The organism is Paramesorhizobium salinisoli, assembly GCF_003335045.1.
In the GTDB taxonomy this organism is placed as follows: domain Bacteria; phylum Pseudomonadota; class Alphaproteobacteria; order Rhizobiales; family Rhizobiaceae; genus Paramesorhizobium; species Paramesorhizobium salinisoli.
The window spans coordinates 213,253-237,766 of record NZ_QOZG01000001.1; the positions used below are offsets into that span (position 1 = coordinate 213,253).

The following is a 24,514-nucleotide window of genomic DNA, read 5'->3' on the forward strand; positions in this document are numbered from 1 at the left end:
TGCACCGATATCAAAGCTGTAAAGCTCCGATTTGTCCTCTTCGGAATTGCCCTGTTTTCGCCACACAGGTCAACGTTTCTTAATGATGGAGCCTTTCCCCGAGATGTCAATAAGACGACCGCAATGATAGTATATAAATGCAATATATATTTCGTGATAAGGCCAAAAAGACACACTTCACATGGAAAAGCCGCCCCTGTGATTAACAAAAGCGGCTCGAATTAAGGGGCTCAAACGGGGTCGGTCGCGCTCAGGCGCTACGGATCGTTTGAAGGCCCGTGGTCCAGCGGAACAGTTCGCCCAGCACCGTCGTGGCGCTCGCCGCGATCAGATCGTTCGGCTTGAAGACGCCCTCTTCATCAATGAACTGTGGGAAGGACGGTACGGCTATCCCCTCCGGGATCGCCACCATCTTGAGGTTCGAAAGCTGCAGCCGCGCAATCTGCGCAGCGCGCAACCCGCCGGAAACGCCAGCATAGCTGAAGATCGCTGCCGCCTTGTAGTGCCATTCCGATGCGAGATAGGTGACGGCGTTGAAGAAGGCCGGAGGCGGCGAATAATTATATTCCGGCGTCACGAAAACGAAGGCATCTGCGGCCTCGACGCTCGCGCTCCAGTCCTTCGTGTGCTGGTTTTCATATTGCTTGAGGCGCGGATGCTTTGGCTCGTCGAATACCGGCAGGTTCAATTCCGCCAGATCGACCAGAACCGCATCGAACTTGCCGTGCTCCTTGGCAAAGTCACGAAACCATTCGGCCATCTTCGGTCCGAGACGTCCGGGCCGGGTGCTGCAGATGATAATATGAAGTTTGGGCTTCATCAGGCAATTCCTTTGCGAATGGGGATTTCCACGCGCAATAGCCCGGATATGGCAGGACGGGCAAGAAGGCACCTGGACGTAACCGGCCGGGAAAGGGCCCGTTCAAGAAAATATGATCGCGCCTAAGGCTGTTATTCCGCGGGTGAAATCTGCACGCCGCGCTTGCGGCGCGGGCGGGATTTGAACATGCGTACGCCGAAGATCGTGGCGACGGTGGCCACGACTGTCACGCCGATTGTCAGCCACATCCAGTGGTCACCGTTCATCTCGCCGAAAACTCCGGCCCCCTTGGCCGCAAGCCAGCCAGGCGCAAACATCAGCGGCGCCCAGACGGCGGCGGAAAGAATGTTGGCCGTCTGGAAACGCTTCTGGTCCATCGACATGATGCCCGCCACGAGCGGGACGGTACAGCGGATGGGACCGAAGAAGCGACCGAAGAAAACCGCGGCAAAGCCGTAGCGGCGGAAATACAGCCTGGCGCGGGCAACGCCCTGGCGATGCCGGTTGAGTGGCCATTTGTGAACGATGCTGCGTCCGACCCACCAGCCCAGGAGATAGGAGATGATATCGCCAACGACCGCGCCGATGATTGCGCCCAGAATGACGGAGAAGGGATCGATGACACCCGCCCCGATCAGTCCGCCGATCAAAAGCATGATGGGGGTGGCCGGAACGAACATCCCGATCAGCGCGAGCGATTCGCCGAATGCGATCAGCCCGACGATCGGCCCGGCCCACACCCGGTGCACCGAGATAAAATGTCCAAGCTCGCCCAGAATGCTTTCCATGCAGTCCCCAATACCATCAACAAGACTTTAGCTGACAGAGTTTAAGGAACTGTACAGCGATTTCGAAACCCGGCCGAACCACCGCGCCCGCCGGTTGTTGTCTTTTAATTGTGACAGACAAGGATCAAACATTGATGACAAAACATTGTCGCCAAGGTGACACACTTTCCCGTCCGCTGCTTTTCTGCGGCACATATGGCAATCGGATCGCTTAAGGGCAAGCGCCCGTGGGAAACGAGTTGGAAAACAGTTCCGGCCGGGCGTCATAGCCCGAATGGTAACAACCCCGTAAAATCCGTAGACAAACCAGATTAAAATTCAGCGGCAAACCATTGAAAGGTTTGGTGGGTGCGACAGGGATCGAACCTGTGACCCGCTGATTAAGAGTCAGCTGCTCTACCAACTGAGCTACGCACCCGCTTCGTCAGAACAGTGTCCCGTTGAAGTGAGCGGTTCTATAACTGCACTGATCGCACCTGTCCAGCCTTCAATTACGCATTTTTGCAGAAAGCCGGAATGTCGGACCAACCATTCCGAGATTTTCAGCCAGCCGCCTGCATTCACATAAATAATTTGCCTTCCGCCACCCTTATCGCCGCCCCGCCGATACGCGCGCCTTTTATGCGACGGTTCTCGACGTCGATCTCGAGCCTGATGCGTGACGGCCGGCCCATTTCCATGCCCTGCTCGACCCAGAGCTGCGTTACGCCATCCACCGGCTTGTCGAAATGATGAATTGCGCCGGCAAAGGCGGCAACAGCCGATCCGGTCGCCGGATCCTCATAATGATTGCCCCCCGTCACGAACATCCGCCCATGAAAATCGCTGTCGAAAAGCCGCGTCTCGCGGCAATAGGCGTAGATCGGCAATGGTCGTCCGTCGACCGCTGGAAGACTTTCCCTGGCAAAGACTGTATCGATCGAGATCTTGGCCGCTGTGATCAGATTGTGAACGGGGATGAGCAGATAGGGAACACCGCCGCTCCAGACGCTCGGCACATGATTCTCGAAGCCGATCTCATGCGTACCGACGCCCAGCGTTGCCGCCGCGACTTCCTTTTCCACCTCGATGTCGAGCTTTTCCGGCAGGCGTGGCAGATCGAACTCGGCAAAGACCCCCTTCTTCGAAAACCTGACGCCGCAGCGCACCACGCCGATCTTCTCCTCCAGCGCGATCAGCACATCGGTTTCGCCGCCGTTGAAGTCGCGCCGCTTGGCCGCAAGCGCGATGGCTGTGCCGACCGTCGGGTGCCCTGCAAAGGGCAGTTCATGTTCCGGCGTGAAGATGCGGATGGCCGCCGTATGGATCGGATTCTCCGCCGGGGTGACGAAAACCGTCTCCGAAAGGTTGAATTCGCGCGCGATCGCCTGCATGCGCTTCTCGTCGAGCCCTTCGGCGTCATGAACGATCGCAAGCGGATTGCCGCTCAGCGCCTCGCCGGTGAACACGTCGAATATCTCGTAGGCCCGTTCCGAAGCCGCCTTACCGTCCATATGTCGCAATCCCTGTCATATGCCCTGAGTAAAGGCCCCAGCATAGACATGGAGAAGTCGGACACAATGTTTTTCCGGCGAATGTTTTCCCGGCGAATATTTTGGGTTCGTCACGCTTCGCTGAAATGCCAGTCGGCGAACGCTCTGACATAGCTCGGCGTCGCCTCCCCCATCTGCCCCGGCCCGCTCACCTCGATGATCTGGTCCAGCTCCGGATCATCCTGACCGGCAAGATGCTCCCTGATGCGGCAGATCAGCGTCGCCGCATCATCGACGAAGCGGTAGCGGCGGAAAAGCGCGATGCTGCGGTTGCCGGTCACCAGATGGATCTTTGCTTCCGGCCGGGCATGCGAGAGATCAAGGCCGGTTTCCTCCTGCACTTCACGCCGGTTGTTGGCGTCATAGTCGACCATGCCATCGGCAATATCATTGTCGTCGATGGAGCCTGCCGGAAAATAGATGCGTCCGCCACTGGCATTGTGCATGGCCATGCGCGCGGCGATCAGGCGGTTATCGGCGGAAACGACCACGCCCACACTGAAAATATGCCACGGGCGGAACATCCTCGGGTCGCGCCGCCAGAACAGCAGCGTCTCGTAGCGAGAACGTATGAAACCAGCGTGCAGCACGCCATTCTCGATATATGCCTTCGGAGCGAGATAAAGCTCGCCATTGAAAAGACCGGGGTTGGCTGCAAGCTCGTTGCGCCAGTTCTGCTCGATCGCCGCCTTGTTCCCAATGGCATAATCGAGCACGCCCGGCACGACCCGCACCTCGACGCGGTCGATCGAAACAACCGTGTTTTCGGGAATGTCATCGATCAGGGAATATCCGGGGATCATGAAATATCCAGCGTCACCGCGACCGGGCAATGGTCGCTCGCCTTGGGTCTGTCCCAACCGGTCCGGGGATAGCGCTCGACCGCCTGCCCCTCCGGGAAGATCGTGCGCCAGGGCTGGCCATGACGCACGATGTTGGGCACCGCTTGGGCATTCCGACGGCTGAGTGCCGGGGAAGCCAGGATGTAGTCGAGCTGGCAGAGATGGCGCTCCAGCGGGCCGCGTGTGTGATAGAGCGTCCAGCGGTCCATGACAGGACGGCGCTCCACCAGGTTCTCGGCAAACCCGTCCTGCAGGAAGACATCGAGCGAGCTGACGCTCTCCGTCACTGATTCGAAGACATAGCCGTTCACCTCGTCGCCGCTGATGACGATGCGCTCGCGATAATCGTTGAAATCGCCGCAGATCAGCCAGCGCTTGTGCGCCGTGCCGTCGCGTCCGAACTTGTTCTCGATGATACGGCGAACCGCCTTCGCCTCGGCGACACGCACCGGCATGGTTGCCATCCGCCCATCGAGACCATTGCGCTGCCCGGCCATCGATTTGAAGTGACAGACGAACAGCGAAATCGGCTGACCGCCGATCCGGACGTTGATCTCGAGGCAATCGCGCTTGAAGATGCGCTCATGCGGTTCGATACCGAGCGTCGCGAGGATCGGATCGTAAAGTTCGAGCTCCGCATAGGTGAGATGCGCATGGCTCGCCATCGACACGAATTCGATGACCTGGCCGTCGCGCGTGGCCTCGCGCATCATCACCGCGACATCGATGCCGCGGCTGTCATTGCCTTCGACAATGTATTTATGGCGATAGCCCTGCCCGACCATCTTGAAGAGATAGCCATATTCGAACGCGTTGAGCGCGGCCAGATTGTCCACCTCCTGTAGGCAGAGGATGTCGGCGCGGGTATCGGCAATGGCAAGCGCCGTCATCTGTCGCGTGTCGTCGGCATGGCCGATGGCGCGCGCCTGTTCGAGCAGCTTGTATTGCGCCTCGTCGCGGATCTCGAAGAGTTGAAGACTGCGATCCTGATGCAATTCGTTCCGGAAGCCCGAAAAATCGAACCGGTGCATCAGGTTTTCAACGTTGAAGGTGGCGATCGTTAAGGACATGTGCGGCGGAGTTTTGCCCGCCTCGCTCGAAATGACAAGGCCCGCCGGCAAATCTTTCGCAGCCAGCCTGCCGATATCTGTCACAACCATGGCGGGAAATCGTCCAACCGCTACATCCCATGGCCCGCCTTCGGGATGAGAATCGCCCAATCCGCCGAAAACGGAACAATTGGGCATGCGATATTGTTGGCGCTGTCCGCCCACTGACCCTATATGTCACGGGAAGGATTAGGATAATGAATGTGTCGAGACCATTCCGGACGGCTGTTCTGGCGGCAGGGTGTTTGCTGCTGGCTGTCTCCGCCGCATCGGCGATCGAGATACGCCAGGAATCCGGCATCAAGCCGCTGCGGCCCGAGGGCGGCTTTACCGGAAGCTTGCGCCCCAACTATTCAGAGCAGGGCGTTCAGCCCTACAGGAACGGCGAGCCAGCCCGACAGCAACGCGCGCCCCGCGTCAAATCGCGCAGCACCACGCCGAGCATAAACCATATCCAGTGGTGCCAGAACCGCTATCGTTCCTACAGCATCAACGACAACACCTATCAGCCATCCGCCGGCATCCGCCGCAGTTGTTCCTCGCCCTTCAACCCATGATCAAGACGGGCGTGCTGCCGTCACCTGCGTGCGCACGAGCCGCCCGAGACGGCTGATCCCTTCCTCGATCATCGCTTCGTTCGCGCATGAGAAACTGAGCCGCAGCGTATTGGCGCCCGACCCGTCGGCAAAGAAGGCGCGGCCGGGAACAAAGGCCACCTTCTCGGTTTCGACCGAAGCCGCGAGAAGCTTGGCGCCATCGAACCCCTCCGGCAGCCCTCGCTTACCGAATATTGCAGCGGCGTTCGTCTCCGGGCCGCTCAAATGTCAGTGATACTGACCTAAATGGCGATACCCGAAAAAGCCGGGGATGTCTCCCCGGCCTGTATGTTTTGACTGACGGCCCTGCCGCTGGCAGAGACGTCCGGTTTGTCTTAGTTCTTCGCCTTGTCGACCAGCGCATTCGACTTGATCCACGGCATCATGCCGCGCAGCTTTTCACCGACTTCTTCGATCTGGTGCGAGTCGTTCATGCGGCGGATGCCCTTGAAGCGCGATGCGCCAGCGCGGTATTCCTGCATCCAGTCCGAGGTGAACTTGCCGGTCTGGATGTCGGTCAGCACGCGCTTCATCTCGGCCTTGGTCTCGGCAGTGATGATGCGCGGGCCCGAGACATATTCGCCCCACTCGGCAGTGTTGGAAATCGAGTAGTTCATGTTGGCGATGCCGCCTTCATAGATCAGGTCGACGATCAGCTTCACCTCGTGCAGGCACTCGAAATAGGCCATCTCGGGCGCATAACCCGCCTCGACCAGCGTCTCGAAGCCGGCGCGGATGAGTTCGACCAGACCGCCGCAAAGCACGACCTGCTCACCGAACAGATCGGTTTCGCATTCCTCGCGGAAATTCGTCTCGATGATGCCCGAACGGCCGCCGCCGACGCCGCAGGCATAGGAAAGCGCCAGATCATGCGCATTGCCGGATGCATCCTGGTGAACGGCGATCAGGCACGGCACGCCGCCGCCCTTCTGGTACTCGCCGCGAACCGTATGGCCCGGGCCCTTCGGCGCGATCATCACGACATCGACGGTCTTCTTCGGCTCGATCAGGCCGAAATGCACATTGAGGCCGTGGGCAAAGGCGATCGCTGCGCCGTCGCGGATATTGTCGGCGATGTGTTCCTTGTAGATGTCAGCCTGCAATTCGTCCGGCGTCGCCATCATCATCAGGTCGGCCCATTTGGCGGCCTCGGCAACGCTGACGACCTGGAAACCGTCGGCTTCCGCCTTCTTGGCGGTGGCGGAACCCGGACGAAGCGCGATGCGCACATCCTTGGCGCCCGAATCCTTCAGGTTCAGCGCATGGGCGCGGCCCTGGCTGCCATAGCCTATGATGGCGACCTTCTTCGACTTGATCAGATTGAGATCGGCGTCGCGGTCATAATAAACGCGCATGAGGTATTCCCTTCCTTGTGTTTCCATCCAATTTTGCTCCGTAAAGAGCGAAAAACTGCTGCGTCGCGCGCCCTGCATCCCGGGCGATTGCCGCGTCAGTCAATTCCAGCCGGTCGCCGAGCAGCAGCCGGATTTGCATGTCCCGGACGACAAGCCCGAAGAACGTGCGAAATGCGTCGTCTGTATCCTCGAAGGCAAGCAGGCCCGCCTCGCGGCCGATTTCGAGCACCGGCTTCAACCGCCGCGCCATGGCGAACGGGCCATTGGCCAGAACGATGGCGCCGAGATCGGATTTGCCCGTTCCCGCATGGCTGACCGCCAGGCGGTTAAGCGCCACGGAAATCTCGCCCGAAAGCACGCGCAACCAGTCGCGGGCGAAACCTTCGAGACTGGTAAAGAGCGATTTCGCATCCAGACCTTCACGCGCCACGGGCACCACCCGCACTTTGGATGCCTGCCACTGCACCGTGGCGTTCAAAAGGCCGTCACGGTCGCCGAACCATTTATAGAGCGTTTCCTTGGAGCAACTTGCGCGCCGGGCGACGCCCGTCATGGTCAGCGCATCGCCGCCCTCGACCAGCAGGCCGAGCGCCGCGTCCAGCACGTCTCTTTGACGCGCCGTAAGACTGTCGCCGCTCACTTCCACCCTGCCCTGCACCTTCGCTCCCATGATTGCGTACCGTACGTTACGGTTCGGCAATATGTCGAAAGCCGGCGGAGGATGCAAGTCCCTCCGGGATCAATTTTGGGAGAGGCTGGATGGCGAGTTCAGCACCGCTGAGCCAATGAAATGGCGAGGATGGATTCCCAGTGACAGCACTGGAATCCATTCCTCAACGGAGCCGCTGCCGTTACATCGAATGCTGGCCAGACCAGCGCCAACGCTTCCGCACGAGAAGAGAAATTCCGTCAGATATTGACCTGCGTCCCCACTTCGACCACGCGCCCCGTCGGTATCTGGAAATATTCCGTAGCATCGGATGCGGTGCGGGCCAGCAAAATGAAAAGCTTGTTCTGCCAGAGCGGCATTCCGGAATTGGGCGAGATTTTCAGCGAGCGCCGCGACAGGAAGAACGAGGTTTTCATGATATCGAACTTCCAGCCGAGTTTGCGGCAGATGGCGAGCGCTCGCGGGATATTGGGCTGCTCCATATAGCCGAAAGTCAGCGTCACCTGCATGAAACGCTCATTATATTGCGACACGCGAGCCCGGTCGGCGGAAGTCACGCGCGGCGTCGGCGCCGTGACCACTGTCAGGATGACATTGTTCTCATGCAGCACCTTGTAATGCTTCAGGCTGTGCATCAGCGCAGTCGGCGCACTTTTTGAATCGCCCGTCAGGAAAACAGCGGTTCCAGGCACGATGATCGGCGGCTTCTTCGCCATCTGATCCAGGATCAGGTCGAGTTCCACCTCGTTCTTGCGGGTCTTGTGGAAGAGATGCCGGCTACCGCGCACCCATGTCACCATCACCACCATGACGATAGCCGCCATAAGGATGGAAACCCAACCGCCCTCATGCACCTTGGCGATGTTGGCGCTGAAGAACACCAGGTCGATGAACAGAAAGCCTGCCGTCGCCAAACCCGCCACGGCCAGCCGCCATTTCCAGATGCGGGTCATGACGATGAACAGCAATGCGCTCGTCACGATCATGTTGCCGGTAACGGCGATGCCATAGGCTGCGGCAAGCCTGGAAGAGCTTCCGAAACCCACAACCAGCAGGATGACGGCCATGCCGAGAAGGAAATTGATGCGCGGCATGTAGATCTGTCCGAGCAGCTTTTCCGATGTGTGCTGGATTTCGAGCCGGGGCAGAAGATTGAGCTGCACCGCCTGCCGCGCCAGAGAATAGGCGCCGGTTATGACCGCCTGGCTGGCGATGACGGTCGCCGCCGTCGCAAGCAGCACCATCGGCAGGAGCCCCCAACTCGGCATCATCTGGAAGAACGGGTTCGATGCGGCCTTTCCATGCGAGAGGATGAATGCCCCCTGCCCGAAATAATTCAGCAGCAGGCAGGGAAACACGATCCACAGCCATGCGGCAACGATCGGCTTGCGCCCGAAATGGCCGAGATCCGCATAAAGCGCCTCGGTGCCTGTGACCGCGAGGAAGATCGCGCCAACCGTCCCGAATGCCGTCGCAGGATTCACCAGCAGATAGTGGATTGCGTAATAGGGGTTGATGGCCAAGAAGACCGAGGGATCATCGAAAATGTGCCAGAGGCCGGAGAGCCCGAGCGAAAGAAACCAGAGCGCGGTGATGGGACCGAAGACCGCGGAAACCTTGGCCGTGCCCAGCCGCTGCACCGAAAAAAGCGTCACCAGGATGACGATGGTGATAGGGACAACAAAAGGTGTGAGTTCCGGCGTGACGATTTCAAGACCTTCAACGGCGGAGAGGACGGAAATGGCCGGCGTGATGACGGCATCGCCAAAGAACAGCGCCGCACCGCACATGCCGATGCCGAGGACAACATTGGACCGGTGACGAAAACTCGACCGCACCAATGCCATCAGCGAGAGAATGCCACCCTCGCCATTATTATCGGCACGGAGCACGAAAAGGATGTATTTGACAGTGACGATGAGGGTAAGCGCCCAGAAAATCAACGAGATGACGCCGAGAATATCCCCGCGGGTCAGCAAGCCGTCGCTTGCCGCCGCGTGCAGGCCCTCACGGAAGGCATAGATCGGGCTGGTGCCGATATCGCCATAGACGACGCCCAGCGCGCCCAGCAGCAGAACGCGGAAACTGTCGCTCTCGTGCCCGGCGGTTTCAGCCCCGTTTTCGGAACCGGCAGCTCCGGCCTCAAGCGCATCGCCGTTCTGCATATCACTCATCAATGGCACCCCACTGCCTCAGCATTGCCCAGCTCCCGGGAGGTAGAGCGCCGCGCGTGAAATCGATCAAGGAATATGCAGTAACAATCGAGCATCATTCCTAGGATGTGGGCGGTGGGAATAGCCCCATCGCACCACAAAGACAAATGCGGATACTGCAACGGTTGCAGGTTAAGTTATGCACTGGGCGAACACCTACGCCAGTTCGGAAGCCGCCCGGACGGAAGACATCATTGGAGCGCACCCGTTTCCAACTGGACGCGGACGCTCCAATACTTTCATATGCTGCATGATTTCACGAAACATCCTAACATTTTGAAATGCCACATGGTTTCCAAGGGATTACCCTGTAGCCGCCAGCGCCGCCAGAAACCGCCTGACCGTCGCCGCCATTCCATGTTCCAGCGCATCGGCGGTAAGGCCGTGACCGATGGAGACTTCGGCAAGGGCTGGAATCCGCCTGACCAGCGCCGGAATATTCTCAACCGTCAGGTCGTGGCCCGCATTGACCCCGAGACCAAGCGCAAGCGCCGCATCGGCGGCAACGCCGAGCTTGCGCAGCTCTTCCGCGGCGGCTTTCGCCGAAGTATGCGTTCCGCCATAGGGCCCGGTATAGAGTTCGATTCGGTCCGCTCCGGTGGCCTTTGCCAATGCAAGCCCCTTTGGTTCAGCATCGGCGAAGAGCGAGACCCGCATCGTCAGCTTCTTCAGCCGCGCCACGATAGGCGTCAGGAAATCGGCCTTGGTCTCGAAATCCCAACCATGATCTGATGTCGCCTGCGTCGGATCGTCAGGCACCAGCGTCACCTGTTCCGGCTCGTATTTCTCGACCATGTCCAGGAAATGTTCCGTCGGGAAACCCTCGATATTGAATTCCGCTCCCGGAAATTCATCATCGATCAGTGCCCGGATCTCGCCCAGATCGGAGAAGCGGATATGACGCTGATCGGGACGGGGATGCACCGTCAACCCGGATGCGCCGGCATCGAGCGCAATACGTCCGACGCCGGTAACGCTAGGCCATGGCAGGTCGCGACGGTTGCGCAACATGGCGATGGCGTTAAGATTAACGGAAAGTTTTGCGGTCATTCCCGGCCTCGCTCCTCAACGAAAATGCTGTTGCAGCGTTATAATGGAAAAACAGCCGGCTGAAAGCGCGTTAATATCACTTTCTGGTTCCAGATAAGGACATGACATGAGGCCCGAAACCACCATTCCCGTCGTCCGCCAGATCCCGACCAACCGGGCGGACGTCTTTGCCTTCACCATAGAAGGTCATCTCACCAGCGCGGATATTGAAAATGTCTACGGCCTGCTGGAGGGCGCCTACGAGCAGCACGACAAGATCGACCTTCTGGTACGGCTTGACGGCTACGAGGGATTTGACTGGAACGCCGCCTTCAAGGATACGACGCTCTCCATGCAGACACGCTCGCTCAAGCACATCCGCCGCTATGCGATCGTAGGCGGCCCGACCTGGATCCATATGAGCGCCGGTCTTCTGAAACCGTTTCTTTCCATTGAGATGAAGACCTTCGATTCCGCCGAAGAAGCCGAGGCCTGGAAATGGATCGGCGCAGAAGCAGTCAAGGAATAATGTTTACCTGACGATCGTCAGCCGCTCCGCCGCCCGGGTGATCGCGGTATAGAGCCAGCGGTCGCGCGTGTCGCGGAAGGCGAAGCTTTCGTCGAAGAGCACGATATCGTTCCATTGCGAGCCCTGCGCCTTGTGCACGGTCAGCGCATAGCCATAGTCGAAATCGTCGAAACGCTTCTTGGTCTGCCACGGAATTTCCGTGTCAGGCTCCTCGAATTGAGCCTTGAGAAGCTTGATCTTGGCCACGCCCTTGCCTGGCTCCTCGTCCTCCGGCGAGACCAGGAGATTGATGCCCGGCTTCACGGTTTCCCGAGACGAGGTCATCACCTTCCAGAGCGAGCCGTTGAGCAGCCCCTTCGCCGGATCGTTCCTGAGGCAGACGAGTTTGTCGCCCGCCTGCGGATAATCGGCGGTGAAGCCTTTCAGCTCGCGCAGGCGCTGATTGTAGCGCCGTCTGGTCCGGTTGGTGCCGACCAGCACCTGATCGGCGGCAAGCACCAGTTCCTGCGTCACCTCGCTCTTATTGATGACCTTGGCCGTGCCATAGTCGCCATGCTCGAATTCGCGGCCCTCGCGCACGTCGAGCGCCAGCCGCAGGATCGGGTTGTCCCATGCCTGACGGTGGATTTCCGTCAGGAGGAAGTCAGGCTCGTGCTCGGTGAAGAAGCCGCCGCCCGAGATCGGCGGCAACTGGCCGGGATCGCCCAGGACCAGGATCGGCGTGCCGAAGGTCATGAGATCGCGCCCCAGTTGCTCGTCCACCATCGAGCATTCGTCGACGACGATGAGCTTGGCCTTCGCCACCGGGCTCTGCCGGTTGAGCGAGAAGGTCGGCGAGATGCTGGTCTTGCCCGTCGTCTCGTCCTCCACCGCTTCCTCGCCCTTCGGACGATAGATCAGTGAGTGGAGCGTGCGGGCGTTGGCCGCCCCCTTGGAGCGCAGCACCTGCGCGGCCTTTCCAGTGAAAGCCGCGAATTGCACATCCCCGTCGACATGCTCGGCGAAATAGCGCGCAAGCGTCGTCTTTCCGGTTCCGGCATAGCCGAACAGCCGGAAAATCGGCCGGCGGCCTTCATTCAACCATTGCGAGACGGCCTTGAGCGCCGCGTCCTGTTGGGGCGAAAACTGCATGGGGTTCAATGGCAGGATTCTTCGCCGAAGAGCAAGACGCAATCGTCATTCAGCGCAGTAGGCCAGTGCACTTCAGGATGGGCTCCCAAGAAGTTTGCAGAACTGCTCGAGATCGACATTTCCGCCGCTGACGATAACGCCGACCCGCTGCCCCTTGAGCTGCGGCCCGAACTTGCGCGCTCCGGCGATGCCGACGCAGCCGGTCGGCTCGACCACCATCTTCATGCGTGATGCGAAGAAGCGCATGGCTTCAACCAGTTCACCATCCGCAACCGTCAGGATATCATCGACATCGCGCCGGATGATGGCGAAGGTATAGTCGCCCAGCGATTGGGTCTGCGCGCCATCGGCAATGGTCTTCGGCGTCGCGATGCGGACGATTTCGCCGGACCGGAAGGATTGCTGCCCGTCATTACCAGCTTCCGGCTCGACGCCGTAGATCTTGCATCCCGGCGCCAGCGCCCTGGCGGCCAATGCGCTGCCGGAAAGGAGCCCGCCGCCGCCGAGACAGACGAACAGCGCGTCGAGTTCACCTACCTCTTCCAGCAATTCCTTCGCCGCCGTGCCCTGCCCCGCAATGATGTCAGGGTGATTAAAGGGCGGAATCAGCGTCAGCCCCCGTTCTTCCGCCAGTCGCCGGGCGATCGCATCGCGATCCTCCTTATAGCGGTCAAAGGTCACGACGGTCGCGCCATAGCCCCGCGTCGCCGCGATCTTGGACGCAGGCGCATCCTCAGGCATGACAATGGTTGCCGAAATCCCGAGCAGCTTCCCCGACAGCGCTATCGCCTGGGCGTGGTTGCCTGAAGAAAACGCCAGGACGCCGGCTTTCTTTTGCCGCTCATCGAAGCGCGACAATGCATTGAAAGCGCCGCGAAACTTGAACGCGCCAATGCGCTGAAAATTCTCAGCCTTGAAGAAAAGTTCGGCGCCGAGTTCCCCATCGATGGTGCGCGACCGCAGCACCGGCGTACGATGCGCATGGCCCTCGATACGGCGCGCCGCCGCCAGCACGTCGTCATAGGTCGGGAGATTTTGCACCGCGGGAACCTTTCTTGAAGAACAGATTATTTGAGCATCGGCCAGAGGCTGGCGACCAGAAGAATCGCCATTGTGATGTTGAACCATTTAAGCCGCACCGGATTCGAAAGCCAATTACGCAACAACATGCCAAAACCGGCCCAGCTCGAAACGCAGGGCAGATTGACGAGTGCGAAGGCGAAGCCAACCAGCAACACTGTCAGCATGTAGCTTTCGTGCGAGGTATAGGTCGCCATCGCCGTAACCGCCATTACCCATGCCTTGGGATTGACCCACTGAAAGGCCGCGGCCTCGATAAACCGCATCGGTCGGGCATCCGCCACCGCGTCTGCGCCCACGGACCGCGAGATGGCGATCTTCCAGGCGAGATAAATGAGATAGACCCCGCCGGCGAATTTCAGCACCGTATGGAGAAGCGGCACGGTTTCAAGATGCGCGCCAAGACCGAACCCGACGCCGAGCAGCAGCGAAAAAAAGCCGACGCCGATGCCCAGCATATGCGGGATCGTGCGCCGGAAGCCGAAATTAACACCGGAAGCAAGCAGCATTAAATTGTTCGGCCCCGGCGTGATCGAGGTCACGAAGGCAAAGACAAGCAGTGTGAGAAATATCTCGGGAGACATGATATTACACCGGCTGCATTTGGCTTTGCAGCATCCGAAAAACCAAATTCATTAAGACTACATCCCCTCCGGCCCGCGGTTCATCGCCGCCACGCCCGTGCGGCAGATTTCCACGAGGCCAAGCGGCTTCATGATGGAAATGAACTGGTCGATTTTCGCGCTTTTGCCCGTGATTTCAAAAATGAAATGCTCAGTGGTGGCATCGGTAACCTTGGCGCGGAAGGCATCGGCGAGCCGTAGGGCCTCGGCACGCTCTTCGCCCGCCCCCACAACCTTGATCAGCGCCAGTTCGCGCTCGATCGGCCGTTCATGGCCCAGTTCCGCCGCGCGCAGCGAAAGGTCGATCACCCGGTGCACCGGCACGATGCGCTCGAGCTGGTGGCGGATCTGGTCGAGCACATGCGGTGTGCCGCGCGTCACGATCGTGATGCGCGACAGATGCTGCTCGTGCTCCGTTTCCGAGACGGTGAGGCTCTCGATATTATAGCCACGTCCGGAGAAAAGGCCGATGACCCGGGCAAGGACGCCCGGCTCGTTATCGACCAGCACGGCCAAGGTGTGCGTCACTGGCTTCTGCGTCTCGCTGGCGATGAAATAGGCCGAACCGGAAGCTAGATTCTGTGCATTCATGGTTTCATCTTTCTAGAGCATGATCCCAAAAAGTTGCAGGCTTTTGGATAAGATCATGCGGCTAACAATAAATCAGAGCATGATGCGAAAAGTTGCGGACCTTTCGGGATCATGCGGCAAAACCTAGACGAGTTCCCGCCCCTTGGCGTCGATGGCGTTGGCGACGGCTTCGTCGGTCGCCTCGTCGGGCAAAAGCATCTCGTTATGCGCCTTGCCGGAAGGGATCATCGGGAAGCAGTTGGCGAGGTTCGCCACGCGGCAATCGAAGATCACCGGCTTCTTGACGTCGATCATCTCCTGAATGGCGTCATCGAGATCGCCGGGCTTCTCACAGCGTATGCCATGGCCGCCATAGGCCTCCGCCAGCTTGACGAAATCGGGCATTGCCTCCGTATAGGAATGTGACAGACGGTTTCCGTGCAGCAGTTGCTGCCACTGGCGCACCATGCCCATATACTGGTTGTTCAAGATGAATATCTTGATCGGCGCTTCAAACTGCACAGCCGTGCTCATTTCCTGCATGGTCATCTGCACCGAAGCATCGCCAGCGATATCGATGACCAGCGCATCGGGATGCGCGATCTGCACGCCGAGTGCTGCCGGCAGGCCGTAGCCCATCGTGCCGAGGCCGCCCGAGGTCATCCAGCGATTGGGTGCCTCGAAACCAAAGAACTGCGCCGCCCACATCTGGTGCTGGCCGACTTCCGTGGTGATGTAGGTGTCGTATCCCTTGGTCAGCTCATAAAGCCGCTGGATCGCATATTGCGGCATGATGACATCCTTGTTGGACGCATAAGCCAGCGAATTGCGTGTCCGCCATTTGTCGATCTGCGCCCACCATTCGGCCATCGCTTGTCTCTCGGGCTTTTTCTCCGATGCCCGCCACTGGCGCACCATGTCCTCCAGGACCCGGGCGACATCGCCGATGATTGGCACATCGACGCGGACGACCTTGTTGATCGAGGATGGATCGATATCGATATGGATCTTCTTCGAGTTCGGCGAGAACGCATCGAGCCGGCCGGTGATGCGGTCGTCGAAGCGCGCGCCGACGCACAGCATGACATCGCAATCATGCATCGTCATGTTGGCCTCATAGGTGCCGTGCATCCCCAGCATGCCGAGCCAGTTCTTGCCCGATGCCGGATAGGCGCCGAGCCCCATCAGCGTCGAGGTGATGGGGAAATTGGTCAGTTCCACCAGTTCGCGCAACAATTGGCTCGCCTGCGGACCGGAATTGATGACGCCGCCACCGGAATAGATGACCGGCTTCCTGGCCGATGTCAGAAGTGCGATCGCCTGCGTGATGGCATTCTGGTTGCCGTCGATGGTCGGGCGATAGCTGGTGCGCGGCGAGGTCTGCGGCGACGTATAGATACCCTTGGCGAACTGGATATCTTTCGGGATATCGACGACAACGGGCCCGGGACGCCCGGTGCTGGCGACATGGAAGGCTTCATGCAGGACGCGGGCGAGATCGTTGACGTCCTTGACCAGCCAGTTGTGCTTGGTGCAGGGACGGGTGATGCCGACGGTGTCGCATTCCTGAAACGCGTCGGAACCGATCAGCGTGGTCGGCACCTGGCCGGAAATGCAGACGAGCGGAATAGAATCCATCAACGCGTCCTGGAGCGGCGTGACGGCATTGGTCGCGCCGGGACCTGATGTAACCAGCATGACACCGACCTTGCCCGTGGAGCGGGCATAGCCTTCGGCCGCATGGCCGGCCCCCTGCTCGTGGCGAACGAGGATGTGCTCGATCTGGTCCTGCTGGAAGAGTTCGTCATAGATCGGCAGAACCGCACCGCCCGGGTAGCCGAAAATATGCTCGACGCCCTGATCGATGAGTGCCTGAATGACCATCTCGGCGCCTGTCATCTCGCGGTTTCCCGCCATGTCGCGGTCTCCCCGGCGCGTCTGTGTTTCGCGTTTTCCTGCCGTCATTGTCGTTTTCCCGTCTGCCGTTCCGTCTCTATCGGATTATGCGTTTCGTTTAGCTGGATTAAGGGCAATAAAAAAGGCCCCCGAGGGAGCCTTGTGTGTCGCGCATGGGAGGCTAATGCCGGATGGTTACACCATCCTGCCCACGCGCGCTCGTACTACAATAAGAATTGTCTTCATGCTGCCGACAGTAATAGCGCTGCCGGCCGACGTCAACGGCAAAAATGACGCCCTCAAATAATGACGCGGCATTGCTAACCTTATCTCAACACGCATCGGCTAGCGTTTTGCGCAACAAACGGGGGCGTATCGGATGCAGCACGATCATCTCAGTCCATCGGCGGGCACTGGGCCATCAATGGACAATGGGCTCGACGCGGCGAAGTCCGCCAGCGGCGAGCATGTCATCGCCCGCAACCGCACCGAGGGCTATATCATTGAGTGCGACGGCGACCGCGCCACCATAGCGGCTATCGCCGGACCCTCGGTCACCGCATCGGAAGATTACTGGGCGGTCGGGCAGCTCATCTCGGTGCGGGTCGCAGAAAACCGGCTGGTGGGGCTCATCCACAAGGTGGACATGCCCGATACCGCATGGCGCAAGGACACCGACAATATCATCCACATTCATATCGAGTTGATCGGCGAAGTTCGCAGCGGCCCCGAGGGAAGCGCATCCTTCACCTCGGGCGTTTCGCAATATCCGCATATGGGCGCCATCGCGCACCGCATCCGGGCCTCCGACCTCGCCGCCATCTATGCCGCGAGCGAGCGCAAGACGGTTGCGATCGGAACGCTGACACAGGACAAGAATATCCCCGCGCTCGTCTCCATTGACGATCTGCTTTCCCGCCATTTCGCCGTCGTCGGCACGACGGGCGTCGGTAAATCGAGCGCGGTGACACTTCTGTTGCGCAAGGTAGTCACCGAGCGCCCTGATATGCGCGTGCTGATCCTCGATCCGCACAATGAATTCGCCACAGCCTTCCCTGACCACGCGGTCGTCATCGACCCCGCCAGTCTCGACCTGCCCTTCTGGATGTTCCGGCTGGAGGAATTCGCCGACGTGCTGTTTCGCGGCCGCGAGCCCAATGCCAGTGAGATGGATGCGCTACGCGACATGATCCAGCTTTCCCGCGAGCGCTTCCGCTCGGCCGACAGCCAGGCATCGACGCTCATCAGGCGGCGCGAGCGCGACCAGCGCCCGGTAACCGCCGATACGCCCATTCCCTACCGCATCTCCGACCTGCTTGCGCTGATTAACGAGCGTACCGGCCAGCTCGAAGGAAAATCGGAGCGGCCGCATCTCAAGGCGCTGAAGATCCGGCTGGAATCGATCGTCAACGATCCGCGCTTCCGCTTCATGTTTGCGGCCTCGACCATTGCCGACACGATGCGCCAGACGATCAGCCGCATTTTCCGTATTCCGCAGCAGGGCCGTCCGATCTGCGTTTTCCAGCTTTCCGGCCTGCCCTCGGACGTTGTCAATGCGGTCGCCTCGGTGCTGTGCCGCCTCGCCTTCGATATCGCCGCATCGAGCGATGGCAAGATCCAGACGCTCGTCGTCTGCGAGGAAGCTCATCGCTATATCCCCGCAGATCCCGACGCCGGCTTTTGGCCGACGCGTCAGGCTATCGCCCGCATCGCCAAGGAGGGCCGTAAATACGGCGTCTATCTCGGCGTCGTCACCCAGCGCCCAGGCGAACTCGATCCGACGATCCTGTCGCAGTGCAACACGATTTTCGCCATGCGGCTTGGCAATGAGCGCGACCAGCAGATCATCAAGGGCGCGATTACCGGTGCTGCCAAGAGCATGACGAATTTCCTGTCCTCCATAGCCAACCGCGAGGCCGTCGCATTCGGCGAAGCGCTGTCGACGCCGATGCGCATGACCTTCGAAACCATCCCCGCCAATAAATTGCCGGGCGCGCATATCCAGGAGCAGCAGCAATTGATGCGCACGGGCGACAGGCGGATATCGCTGGAAAGCGTCATCGACCGCCTGCGCCATTTCGACAGCGCCGCTTCGGAACCTTCAACTTATGAGACGATGGAAACAGCCGAGGAACAGCGCGCATCCATCCCGCCGATCCTGCCGCTCGACCCCGGTCAGCGCAACGCAGTGGCACCTGAATCCGACTGGCGGATGCGTCACGCCGAAGCGCGGGAAGAGCATCTCAGGATGATAGAGAAACAGCAGCAACCCCGCGCCAACGACCTTGTCCGCTCCTTCCGCAACGATCGGAGCTAGAGCGCGGTTCATTTGCAGCAAGCACCGATGTTTCTTCTCCCTGCGCCTTCACCGAGATGAAGGCGCAATCTCCACCCTTGCGGGGGAGATGGGCGGCAGCCCTGTGGGGTGACACCGCGCCAAGAGAGCCCGGAAATCACACGCAGACGCGATCGCGGCCCGTGTTTTTGGCGTTGTAGAGCAGCTTGTCCGCCCGGCGATAGAAATCCTGCCAACTCTCGCGCCTGTCCCATACGGCGACGCCGATGCTCGTTGTCACCTTCAGGTTTGCGTCGTCTATCGCGATGTCGATATCCGAGATCGCCTTTCGGATCCGGTCGGCGAGCTTGGCCAGCATTTCCCGTTCCATATTGGGTGCAACGACCGCGAATTCTTCGCCGCCGAGGCGTGCGACGACATCATGGTAGCGTGTATAATCCTTCAGGCAGCGTGCGACTTCCCGCAGCACCGCATCGCCGACATGGTGACCATATGTGTCGTTGACCGATTTGAAATGGTCGAGATCGAGGATCATCAGCCCCACCGGCTTATTGATACGGCCGAACTGCACGAGATATTCCCGTAGCGCCTCGTCAAAATAACGCCTGTTCTGCATGCCCGTAAGGCCATCGGTCAACGCCGCATGCGCCAGCGACTCGGATCGCGCCGAGAGTATCTGCGTCATCGCCTGCAGCTTGCCATGATCCTGCGCCTGGAAGCGGATCAGCGGATAGATCAGGAATATCCCGCATAGCAGAGCCGCAACCAGGAAGAGAGCCGCAGAGCTATTGGCTGTCGTGATATAGCCCACCAGCTTCGCAACATCCCCCGTTACAATCGGCGACAACGCATCCAACGCCGTCTGGGCGCGATAAAGCATAATGCCCGCGCCGCCCAGAAAGACGATCAGGATAAAGAACGATGTCTCCGATTTGTAAAAACGCATATGTTCGCGCTGCCCCCCCTGCGACGCCACATTCAACCTACAGGCGTTTCGCTCCCGTTAATCGCACATCCGAATAGTGCTCTTTGATCGGCCCGTCAGGAAAAAACTTGCGTCTGGTTTATGTTGCGTAAAACCTGCCAATCCCCCAGTTGATTGCGAAACCATGTCATCTGCCGCTTGGCATATTGCCTGGTCGCGATCTTCGCCAGTTCCGCCGCTTTCTCGAACGTGATCTCGCCTGCGAGTGCCGCGCCGATCTCGCGGACACCGATGGCCTTCATCGCCGGCAGTTGGTCGGAAAGCTTCAGCGCAAGCAACGCCTTGACCTCATCCACCGCGCCCTGCTGCATCATCAGGTCGAAGCGCTGCGAAATGCGCGTCCCGAGCCAGTCCCTCTCCGGCAGGATCACCACCCGGCGCGCAGTATCCGCATCCACCAGCGCCCTGCCCTTCTCCTTCTGCCAATCGTAGATCGATCGCCCCGAGGCATCCATCACCTCCAGCGCCCGCACGATCCTCTGCCCGTCCGAAGGCCTGAGGACACCGGCGGCGACAGGATCCATGCGACCGAGCACCTGGTGCAGCGCCGGCGCGCCCTCCGCCGCAAGCCGCCCGCGCCAGCGCTCCCGCACGAAGTCGGGCACATCGGGCATATCGGACAGGCCACCAAGCAGCGCGCGAAAATAGAGCCCCGTACCACCGACGAAGACCGGCACACGGCCCTGCAATTCGCGCCGGTTCAGCACCGCTTCCACATCTGCCAACCAGCGGCCGGTCGAATAAAGTTGCGATGGCGGCACGTGTCCGTAAAGATGATGCGGAACCGCTGCCATATCGTCGGCCTGCGGCCGCGCCGTCAGGAGGTCCAGAACGCCGTAGACCTGCATGGAATCGGTATTCACGATGAAACCGCCCTGCTCCCGGGCAAGGCGCAGCGCCAGCGCCGACTTGCCGCTTGCCGTCGGTCCGGCTATCAGGATCGCGTTCTTGATCGTCACATTATCCACCATGCCGGGAATTGCCTCATGTCACTGGTCGCCACGCTCATCGCCAATCCGGCCCGTCCCGTTCTGTCGCCGTCGCTTGGGATTAAAGCCTCGGCGGCGGTGAATGCAACCGGACTTTATTGGCTGGCCGACGGCATCGCCTGCGATCTGGCCTTGAAAGACGGCGCCGAGGCTACAGAGGCCGCAGCGCTCCTGCGCGACGCAGTCGATGGCGAGCCGGTCGATATCGTGGTGCAGGAACAGGACGAACGACGCAAGAAGATGCTGATCGCCGACATGGATTCCACCATGATCGCTCAGGAATGCATCGACGAACTGGCCGAGGAAGCGGGCCTGCGCGATGCCGTGTCGGCAATCACCGCGCGCGCCATGAATGGCGAGATCGCGTTCGAGCCGGCGTTGCGCGAGCGCGTGGCGCTCCTGAAGGACCTGCCGCTCTCGGTCATCGACAAGGTGATCGCCAGCCGCATCACGCTGACGCCGGGCGGCGTCGAACTGGTGCGCACGATGAAGAAGCACGGCGCCTATACTGCATTGGTATCCGGCGGCTTCACCGTCTTCACCCGGCGCATCGCCCAGATGATCGGCTTCAACGAGGATCGCGCCAACCTGCTCCTCGATGATGGCGAGCGGCTGACAGGCGAAGTGGCCGAACCCATTCTCGGACGCGAAGCCAAGGTCGAGCGGCTGATCGATATCTGCGGCAGGCTCGGAATAACAACCGGGGACGCAATCGCCGTCGGCGACGGGGCCAACGATCTCGGCATGCTGCAACTCGCGGGAAGCGGGGTCGCGCTGCATGCCAAGCCTGTTGTCGCCGAACAGGTCAAAATCCGCATCGATCATGGCGATCTCTCGGCGCTGCTTTACATCCAAGGCTATCGCAAAACGGATTTCGTCCCATGATCATCGCGGAAACCGAAAGGCTGATCATCCGCAACTGGCGGGACGGCGACCGCGAACTCTTCCATGAAATCAACTCCGATCCAGCGGTGATGGAGTTTTTCGGCTTTCTGCGCAACCGTAGCCAGTCAGACGAACTGTTCGACAGGCTGAGGCGGGATATCGATGCGACCGGCTACGGCTTCTACGCGCTCGAAGAACGGACCGCCGGCGCCTGCATCGGCTTCACCGGCCTGGCTCTCACCGATATGGAGCCGCATTTTCGCAAGGGCGCCGTCGAGATAGGCTGGCGACTGGCAAAACGCCACTGGGGCAAGGGCTATGTGACCGAGGCCGGACGCCGGCTCTTTGCACTTGGCTTTGACGAGCACGGGCTGGACGAGATCGTCTCCTTCGCCGTCTTCAACAACCACCGCTCCACCGCCGTCATGGAGCGCCTCGGCATGAAACGCGATCCGGCCCGCGACTTCGACCACCCGAAGGTGAGCGACGCCACACCGCATCTCAAGGCCCACGTCACCTACAGCCTCGCACAACAGGACTGGGCCGGAATCAAAAGCTGAATATTCGCCGGCAAGTGTCTGGAATGCTGGAGCTCATGGGCTGCTGAACGATCCCATGCGTTGACGGAATCGTCCCGTTTACCCCCCTTTGGACTCCTGAGCTTGCCGAAGGGCGGCCAGAGAGGATATTGCAGCCCAAAACGAAAGCGGTTTCCCGCCCAACCCTCACTCCATCCTTACCGTAACAAACCGCAATTCACCGGTTTTCGAGGCGAGCATCAGAAGCGCGTTCTTGCGACCTTCCTTGCGCAGACCATTGACGCGCTTTTCCACATCCTCAGGTGACACGACGGTTTCCTGGCCGATATCGACGATCACCTCGCCGGGCGCAATCCGCTTTTCCGCCGCTGCCGAATTGGGCGCTACCTCGGTCACGACGACGCCCTGCACATCGGCCGCAATCTTGAATTTCTCGCGCGTCGCGTCATCGAGAGCGGCAAGCTTCATGCCGAGCACATCGACAGAGGCGGGCTTGTCCGGTTGTTCAGTTCCTTTGTCCGCTCCCTCATCCTCGGTGTCGCCGCCGGTGGCTTCCTTCTTCTCGAATTCCTCAAGGCGCCCGAGCTTGACCTTGACGGTCTGCTCCTTGCCCTTGCGGACGACCACCACTTCGACTTCCTTGCCGACCGGGCTTTCGGCGACTACCCGCGGAAGGTCGCGCGCGCTGTCGACGGTCTTGCCGTCGAATTTGACGATGACATCGCCCGGTTGAATTTCCTTGTTGTCGACATTGCTGCCTTCGACGAGGCCCGCAACCAGCGCACCCTTGGTCGAGCTCATGCCGAGGCTTTCGGCAACATCGTCGGTAACCGGCTGGATGCGCACGCCGAGCCAGCCGCGACGGGTTTCGCCAAACTCCTTCAACTGATCGATGACACCCACCGCCATTTCGGACGGAATGGCGAAACCGATGCCGATCGAGCCGCCGGAAGGCGAGATGATGGCCGTGTTCACGCCGATGACTTCGCCATCCATGTTGAACAGCGGCCCGCCCGAATTGCCCCGATTGATCGCCGCGTCGGTCTGGATGAAGCTGTCATAGGGTCCGGAATTGATGTTGCGGTTGCGCGCCGAGATGATGCCGACCGTCACCGTGCCGCCGAGGCCGAACGGATTGCCGATGGCCATCACCCAGTCGCCGATCCGCGATTTCTGCGAATCGCCGAATTTCACTGCCGTCAGCTTGTGCTTCGTCGGATCGATCTTCAGGACCGCCAGATCGGTCTTGAGGTCCTTGCCAAGCACTTCTGCCTTCAGCTTCGACCCGTCGTTGAAATTGACCTCGATCTCATCGGCATCCGCGATGACGTGATTATTGGTAACGACGATACCCTTTTCAGCATCGATGACGAAGCCCGAGCCAAGCGATTGCACCCGGCGCGACTGGTCGCCATCTCCACCTTTTCCCTGCGGGCCAAAGAAATCGTCGAAAAACTCCTGAAAGGGCGATCCCTCGGGCATTTTGGGCATCGGCACCTGATTGCCGTCACCGCCCGGTGTCTTGACGTTCTGCGAGGTGGAAACATTGACCACCGAGTCGATAAGCCGCTCCGCAAGATCTGCAACAGATGCCGGGCCCTCGGCTGCCTGGACCGGCGTCGTCAGTACCGGCGCGATCATGCTGACCGTCATCGCACCGATGGCAATTGCCGCAATGCCGCCGCGAAGGAAGCCGGATCGAGCCCCGAAGGCCATAAGCGCAAACTCCGATAATAGAGGGTCATGAAGGGCCGACTACGCCGCGCGCGGAGTCGCACCGATGCTATTTTTCTGCCCAGAAAATACGGCTTGTTTGCGGCCTTGAAAAGGCCGCCGCGGATGAAAAGAATTATCCGCGCGCCAGCCAGACGATCACCACGCCGGCGGCGATGGCGACAATACCCGCGATGCGCAGCACCGTCTCGGGCAGTTCGGCTACATCCCGGGCGAAGCGCTTCGCCAGGAATGGAAAGCCGCCGTAGAGCAGCCCCTCGAAAACGAAGAGCAGACCCACGGCGGCGATGAAGTCGTTCATAT

Annotated in this window: 23 protein-coding genes, 1 tRNA gene and 1 pseudogene; 5 read left to right on the forward strand and 20 right to left on the reverse strand. The window is 60.0% G+C overall.

Annotated features, from left to right (window positions below):
• Window positions 1-250 precede the first annotated feature (250 nt).
• The 6 genes from DUT91_RS00980 to DUT91_RS01005 all read right to left on the reverse strand — a co-directional run bounded on the left by DUT91_RS00980 (window position 251) and on the right by DUT91_RS01005 (window position 5,052).
• On the reverse strand, window positions 251-820 hold the full coding sequence (locus DUT91_RS00980; protein WP_114438507.1) for an NADPH-dependent FMN reductase: 570 nt from the start codon (window positions 818-820) through the stop codon (window positions 251-253).
• A gap of 131 nt (window positions 821-951) precedes the next feature.
• Entirely contained in the window at window positions 952-1,608 is a 657-nt protein-coding gene (locus tag DUT91_RS00985) for a DedA family protein (protein WP_114438508.1), read from the reverse strand.
• Window positions 1,609-1,950: 342 nt separating this feature from the next.
• A tRNA-Lys gene (locus DUT91_RS00990) sits at window positions 1,951-2,026 on the reverse strand.
• A gap of 142 nt (window positions 2,027-2,168) precedes the next feature.
• The gene (locus tag DUT91_RS00995) at window positions 2,169-3,101 is read right to left on the reverse strand and encodes a PhzF family phenazine biosynthesis protein (RefSeq protein ID WP_114438509.1); all 933 of its coding nucleotides are present in this window, start codon (window positions 3,099-3,101) and stop codon (window positions 2,169-2,171) included.
• 110 nt (window positions 3,102-3,211) lie between these two features.
• A complete protein-coding gene (locus DUT91_RS01000) occupies window positions 3,212-3,922 on the reverse strand; it encodes an NUDIX hydrolase (RefSeq protein ID WP_114438969.1) in 711 nt (236 codons plus the stop codon).
• Between the two features lie 17 nt (window positions 3,923-3,939).
• A complete protein-coding gene (locus DUT91_RS01005; RefSeq protein WP_245419485.1) occupies window positions 3,940-5,052 on the reverse strand; it encodes an endonuclease/exonuclease/phosphatase family protein in 1,113 nt (370 codons plus the stop codon).
• A 242-nt stretch (window positions 5,053-5,294) separates the two neighbouring features.
• Between DUT91_RS01005 and DUT91_RS01010 the strand changes: the two genes are divergently transcribed.
• Window positions 5,295-5,648 (forward strand): BA14K family protein, encoded by a 354-nt coding sequence (locus tag DUT91_RS01010; protein ID WP_245419429.1) that lies wholly within the window; start codon window positions 5,295-5,297, stop codon window positions 5,646-5,648.
• On the opposite strand, the pseudogene DUT91_RS01015 reads toward DUT91_RS01010, so the two are convergent.
• From DUT91_RS01015 to DUT91_RS01035, 5 genes and pseudogenes are all read right to left on the reverse strand, one after another.
• A pseudogene (locus DUT91_RS01015) lies at window positions 5,649-5,864 on the reverse strand (PLP-dependent aminotransferase family protein); the annotation flags it as partial.
• A 158-nt stretch (window positions 5,865-6,022) separates the two neighbouring features.
• Window positions 6,023-7,042 (reverse strand): ketol-acid reductoisomerase, encoded by a 1,020-nt coding sequence (gene ilvC, locus DUT91_RS01020; RefSeq protein WP_114438511.1) that lies wholly within the window; start codon window positions 7,040-7,042, stop codon window positions 6,023-6,025.
• On the reverse strand, window positions 7,026-7,712 hold the full coding sequence (locus DUT91_RS01025) for a TetR/AcrR family transcriptional regulator (RefSeq protein WP_114438512.1): 687 nt from the start codon (window positions 7,710-7,712) through the stop codon (window positions 7,026-7,028). The genes ilvC and DUT91_RS01025 overlap by 17 nt, the downstream gene beginning before the upstream one ends.
• Window positions 7,713-7,951: 239 nt before the next feature.
• Window positions 7,952-9,886 carry a potassium transporter Kup gene (locus tag DUT91_RS01030; protein ID WP_114438513.1) on the reverse strand — a complete coding sequence of 645 codons (1,935 nt, stop codon included), beginning with the start codon at window positions 9,884-9,886 and terminating at the stop codon, window positions 7,952-7,954.
• 342 nt (window positions 9,887-10,228) lie between these two features.
• Window positions 10,229-10,975, reverse strand: coding sequence for a pyridoxine 5'-phosphate synthase (locus DUT91_RS01035; protein WP_114438514.1), 747 nt, complete (start codon window positions 10,973-10,975; stop codon window positions 10,229-10,231).
• A 106-nt stretch (window positions 10,976-11,081) separates the two neighbouring features.
• Here DUT91_RS01035 and DUT91_RS01040 point away from each other — a divergent pair, with 106 nt between their 5' ends.
• A complete protein-coding gene (locus DUT91_RS01040) occupies window positions 11,082-11,483 on the forward strand; it encodes a SpoIIAA family protein (RefSeq protein ID WP_114438515.1) in 402 nt (133 codons plus the stop codon).
• 3 nt (window positions 11,484-11,486) lie between these two features.
• On the opposite strand, the gene DUT91_RS01045 is transcribed toward DUT91_RS01040, so the two are convergent.
• The 5 genes from DUT91_RS01045 to DUT91_RS01065 all read right to left on the reverse strand — a co-directional run bounded on the left by DUT91_RS01045 (window position 11,487) and on the right by DUT91_RS01065 (window position 16,852).
• Window positions 11,487-12,614 carry an ATP-dependent DNA helicase gene (locus DUT91_RS01045; protein WP_114438516.1) on the reverse strand — a complete coding sequence of 376 codons (1,128 nt, stop codon included), beginning with the start codon at window positions 12,612-12,614 and terminating at the stop codon, window positions 11,487-11,489.
• Between the two features lie 72 nt (window positions 12,615-12,686).
• Entirely contained in the window at window positions 12,687-13,655 is a 969-nt protein-coding gene (locus DUT91_RS01050; protein ID WP_114438517.1) for a threo-3-hydroxy-L-aspartate ammonia-lyase, read from the reverse strand.
• Between the two features lie 26 nt (window positions 13,656-13,681).
• A complete protein-coding gene (locus tag DUT91_RS01055) occupies window positions 13,682-14,278 on the reverse strand; it encodes a LysE family translocator (protein WP_114438518.1) in 597 nt (198 codons plus the stop codon).
• Between the two features lie 57 nt (window positions 14,279-14,335).
• Window positions 14,336-14,908, reverse strand: a complete 573-nt coding sequence (ilvN, locus tag DUT91_RS01060; RefSeq protein ID WP_114438519.1) for an acetolactate synthase small subunit — start codon at window positions 14,906-14,908, stop codon at window positions 14,336-14,338.
• Window positions 14,909-15,031: 123 nt separating this feature from the next.
• On the reverse strand, window positions 15,032-16,852 hold the full coding sequence (locus DUT91_RS01065) for an acetolactate synthase 3 large subunit (RefSeq protein ID WP_342634433.1): 1,821 nt from the start codon (window positions 16,850-16,852) through the stop codon (window positions 15,032-15,034).
• A gap of 310 nt (window positions 16,853-17,162) precedes the next feature.
• On the opposite strand from DUT91_RS01065, the gene DUT91_RS01075 reads away from it, so the two are divergent.
• Window positions 17,163-19,100, forward strand: a complete 1,938-nt coding sequence (locus tag DUT91_RS01075) for an ATP-binding protein (RefSeq protein WP_245419431.1) — start codon at window positions 17,163-17,165, stop codon at window positions 19,098-19,100.
• Window positions 19,101-19,236: 136 nt separating this feature from the next.
• On the opposite strand, the gene DUT91_RS01080 is transcribed toward DUT91_RS01075, so the two are convergent.
• Together DUT91_RS01080 and miaA are read right to left on the reverse strand one after the other, a co-directional pair.
• The gene (locus DUT91_RS01080; RefSeq protein WP_114438522.1) at window positions 19,237-20,025 is read right to left on the reverse strand and encodes a GGDEF domain-containing protein; all 789 of its coding nucleotides are present in this window, start codon (window positions 20,023-20,025) and stop codon (window positions 19,237-19,239) included.
• Window positions 20,026-20,120: 95 nt separating this feature from the next.
• Window positions 20,121-21,032, reverse strand: a complete 912-nt coding sequence (miaA, locus tag DUT91_RS01085; protein ID WP_425373736.1) for a tRNA (adenosine(37)-N6)-dimethylallyltransferase MiaA — start codon at window positions 21,030-21,032, stop codon at window positions 20,121-20,123.
• Between the two features lie 18 nt (window positions 21,033-21,050).
• On the opposite strand from miaA, the gene serB reads away from it, so the two are divergent.
• Both serB and DUT91_RS01095 read left to right on the forward strand, forming a co-directional pair.
• Entirely contained in the window at window positions 21,051-21,938 is an 888-nt protein-coding gene (gene serB / locus DUT91_RS01090) for a phosphoserine phosphatase SerB (protein ID WP_114438524.1), read from the forward strand.
• Window positions 21,935-22,498 carry a GNAT family N-acetyltransferase gene (locus tag DUT91_RS01095; RefSeq protein ID WP_114438525.1) on the forward strand — a complete coding sequence of 188 codons (564 nt, stop codon included), beginning with the start codon at window positions 21,935-21,937 and terminating at the stop codon, window positions 22,496-22,498. The genes serB and DUT91_RS01095 overlap by 4 nt, the downstream gene beginning before the upstream one ends.
• 165 nt (window positions 22,499-22,663) lie before the next feature.
• Here DUT91_RS01095 and DUT91_RS01100 read toward each other — a convergent pair whose 3' ends face one another.
• Window positions 22,664-24,193 (reverse strand): Do family serine endopeptidase, encoded by a 1,530-nt coding sequence (locus tag DUT91_RS01100; protein WP_114438526.1) that lies wholly within the window; start codon window positions 24,191-24,193, stop codon window positions 22,664-22,666.
• Between the two features lie 133 nt (window positions 24,194-24,326).
• On the reverse strand, window positions 24,327-24,512 hold the full coding sequence (locus DUT91_RS01105; RefSeq protein ID WP_114438527.1) for a DUF2065 domain-containing protein: 186 nt from the start codon (window positions 24,510-24,512) through the stop codon (window positions 24,327-24,329).
• Between the last annotated feature and the right edge of the window lie 2 nt (window positions 24,513-24,514).

Excerpts from the sequence above, each read along its gene's own strand:
- DUT91_RS01080 (WP_114438522.1), bottom strand. The coding sequence starts at position 20,025 with ATGCGTTTTTACAAATCGGAGACATCGTTCTTTATCCTGATCGTCTTT.
- DUT91_RS00985 (WP_114438508.1), bottom strand. The coding sequence starts at position 1,608 with ATGGAAAGCATTCTGGGCGAGCTTGGACATTTTATCTCGGTGCACCGG.
- DUT91_RS00995 (WP_114438509.1), bottom strand. The coding sequence starts at position 3,101 with ATGGACGGTAAGGCGGCTTCGGAACGGGCCTACGAGATATTCGACGTG.
- DUT91_RS01055 (WP_114438518.1), bottom strand. The coding sequence starts at position 14,278 with ATGTCTCCCGAGATATTTCTCACACTGCTTGTCTTTGCCTTCGTGACC.
- DUT91_RS01040 (WP_114438515.1), top strand. The coding sequence starts at position 11,082 with ATGAGGCCCGAAACCACCATTCCCGTCGTCCGCCAGATCCCGACCAAC.
- DUT91_RS01030 (WP_114438513.1), bottom strand. The coding sequence starts at position 9,886 with ATGAGTGATATGCAGAACGGCGATGCGCTTGAGGCCGGAGCTGCCGGT.
- DUT91_RS01035 (WP_114438514.1), bottom strand. The coding sequence starts at position 10,975 with ATGACCGCAAAACTTTCCGTTAATCTTAACGCCATCGCCATGTTGCGC.
- serB (WP_114438524.1), top strand. The coding sequence starts at position 21,051 with ATGTCACTGGTCGCCACGCTCATCGCCAATCCGGCCCGTCCCGTTCTG.
- DUT91_RS01105 (WP_114438527.1), bottom strand. The coding sequence starts at position 24,512 with ATGAACGACTTCATCGCCGCCGTGGGTCTGCTCTTCGTTTTCGAGGGG.
- DUT91_RS00980 (WP_114438507.1), bottom strand. The coding sequence starts at position 820 with ATGAAGCCCAAACTTCATATTATCATCTGCAGCACCCGGCCCGGACGT.
- ilvC (WP_114438511.1), bottom strand. The coding sequence starts at position 7,042 with ATGCGCGTTTATTATGACCGCGACGCCGATCTCAATCTGATCAAGTCG.
- DUT91_RS01075 (WP_245419431.1), top strand. The coding sequence starts at position 17,163 with ATGCAGCACGATCATCTCAGTCCATCGGCGGGCACTGGGCCATCAATG.
- DUT91_RS01025 (WP_114438512.1), bottom strand. The coding sequence starts at position 7,712 with ATGGGAGCGAAGGTGCAGGGCAGGGTGGAAGTGAGCGGCGACAGTCTT.
- ilvN (WP_114438519.1), bottom strand. The coding sequence starts at position 14,908 with ATGAATGCACAGAATCTAGCTTCCGGTTCGGCCTATTTCATCGCCAGC.
- DUT91_RS01100 (WP_114438526.1), bottom strand. The coding sequence starts at position 24,193 with ATGGCCTTCGGGGCTCGATCCGGCTTCCTTCGCGGCGGCATTGCGGCA.
- DUT91_RS01095 (WP_114438525.1), top strand. The coding sequence starts at position 21,935 with ATGATCATCGCGGAAACCGAAAGGCTGATCATCCGCAACTGGCGGGAC.
- DUT91_RS01005 (WP_245419485.1), bottom strand. The coding sequence starts at position 5,052 with ATGTCCTTAACGATCGCCACCTTCAACGTTGAAAACCTGATGCACCGG.
- DUT91_RS01045 (WP_114438516.1), bottom strand. The coding sequence starts at position 12,614 with ATGCAGTTTTCGCCCCAACAGGACGCGGCGCTCAAGGCCGTCTCGCAA.
- DUT91_RS01065 (WP_342634433.1), bottom strand. The coding sequence starts at position 16,852 with ATGACGGCAGGAAAACGCGAAACACAGACGCGCCGGGGAGACCGCGAC.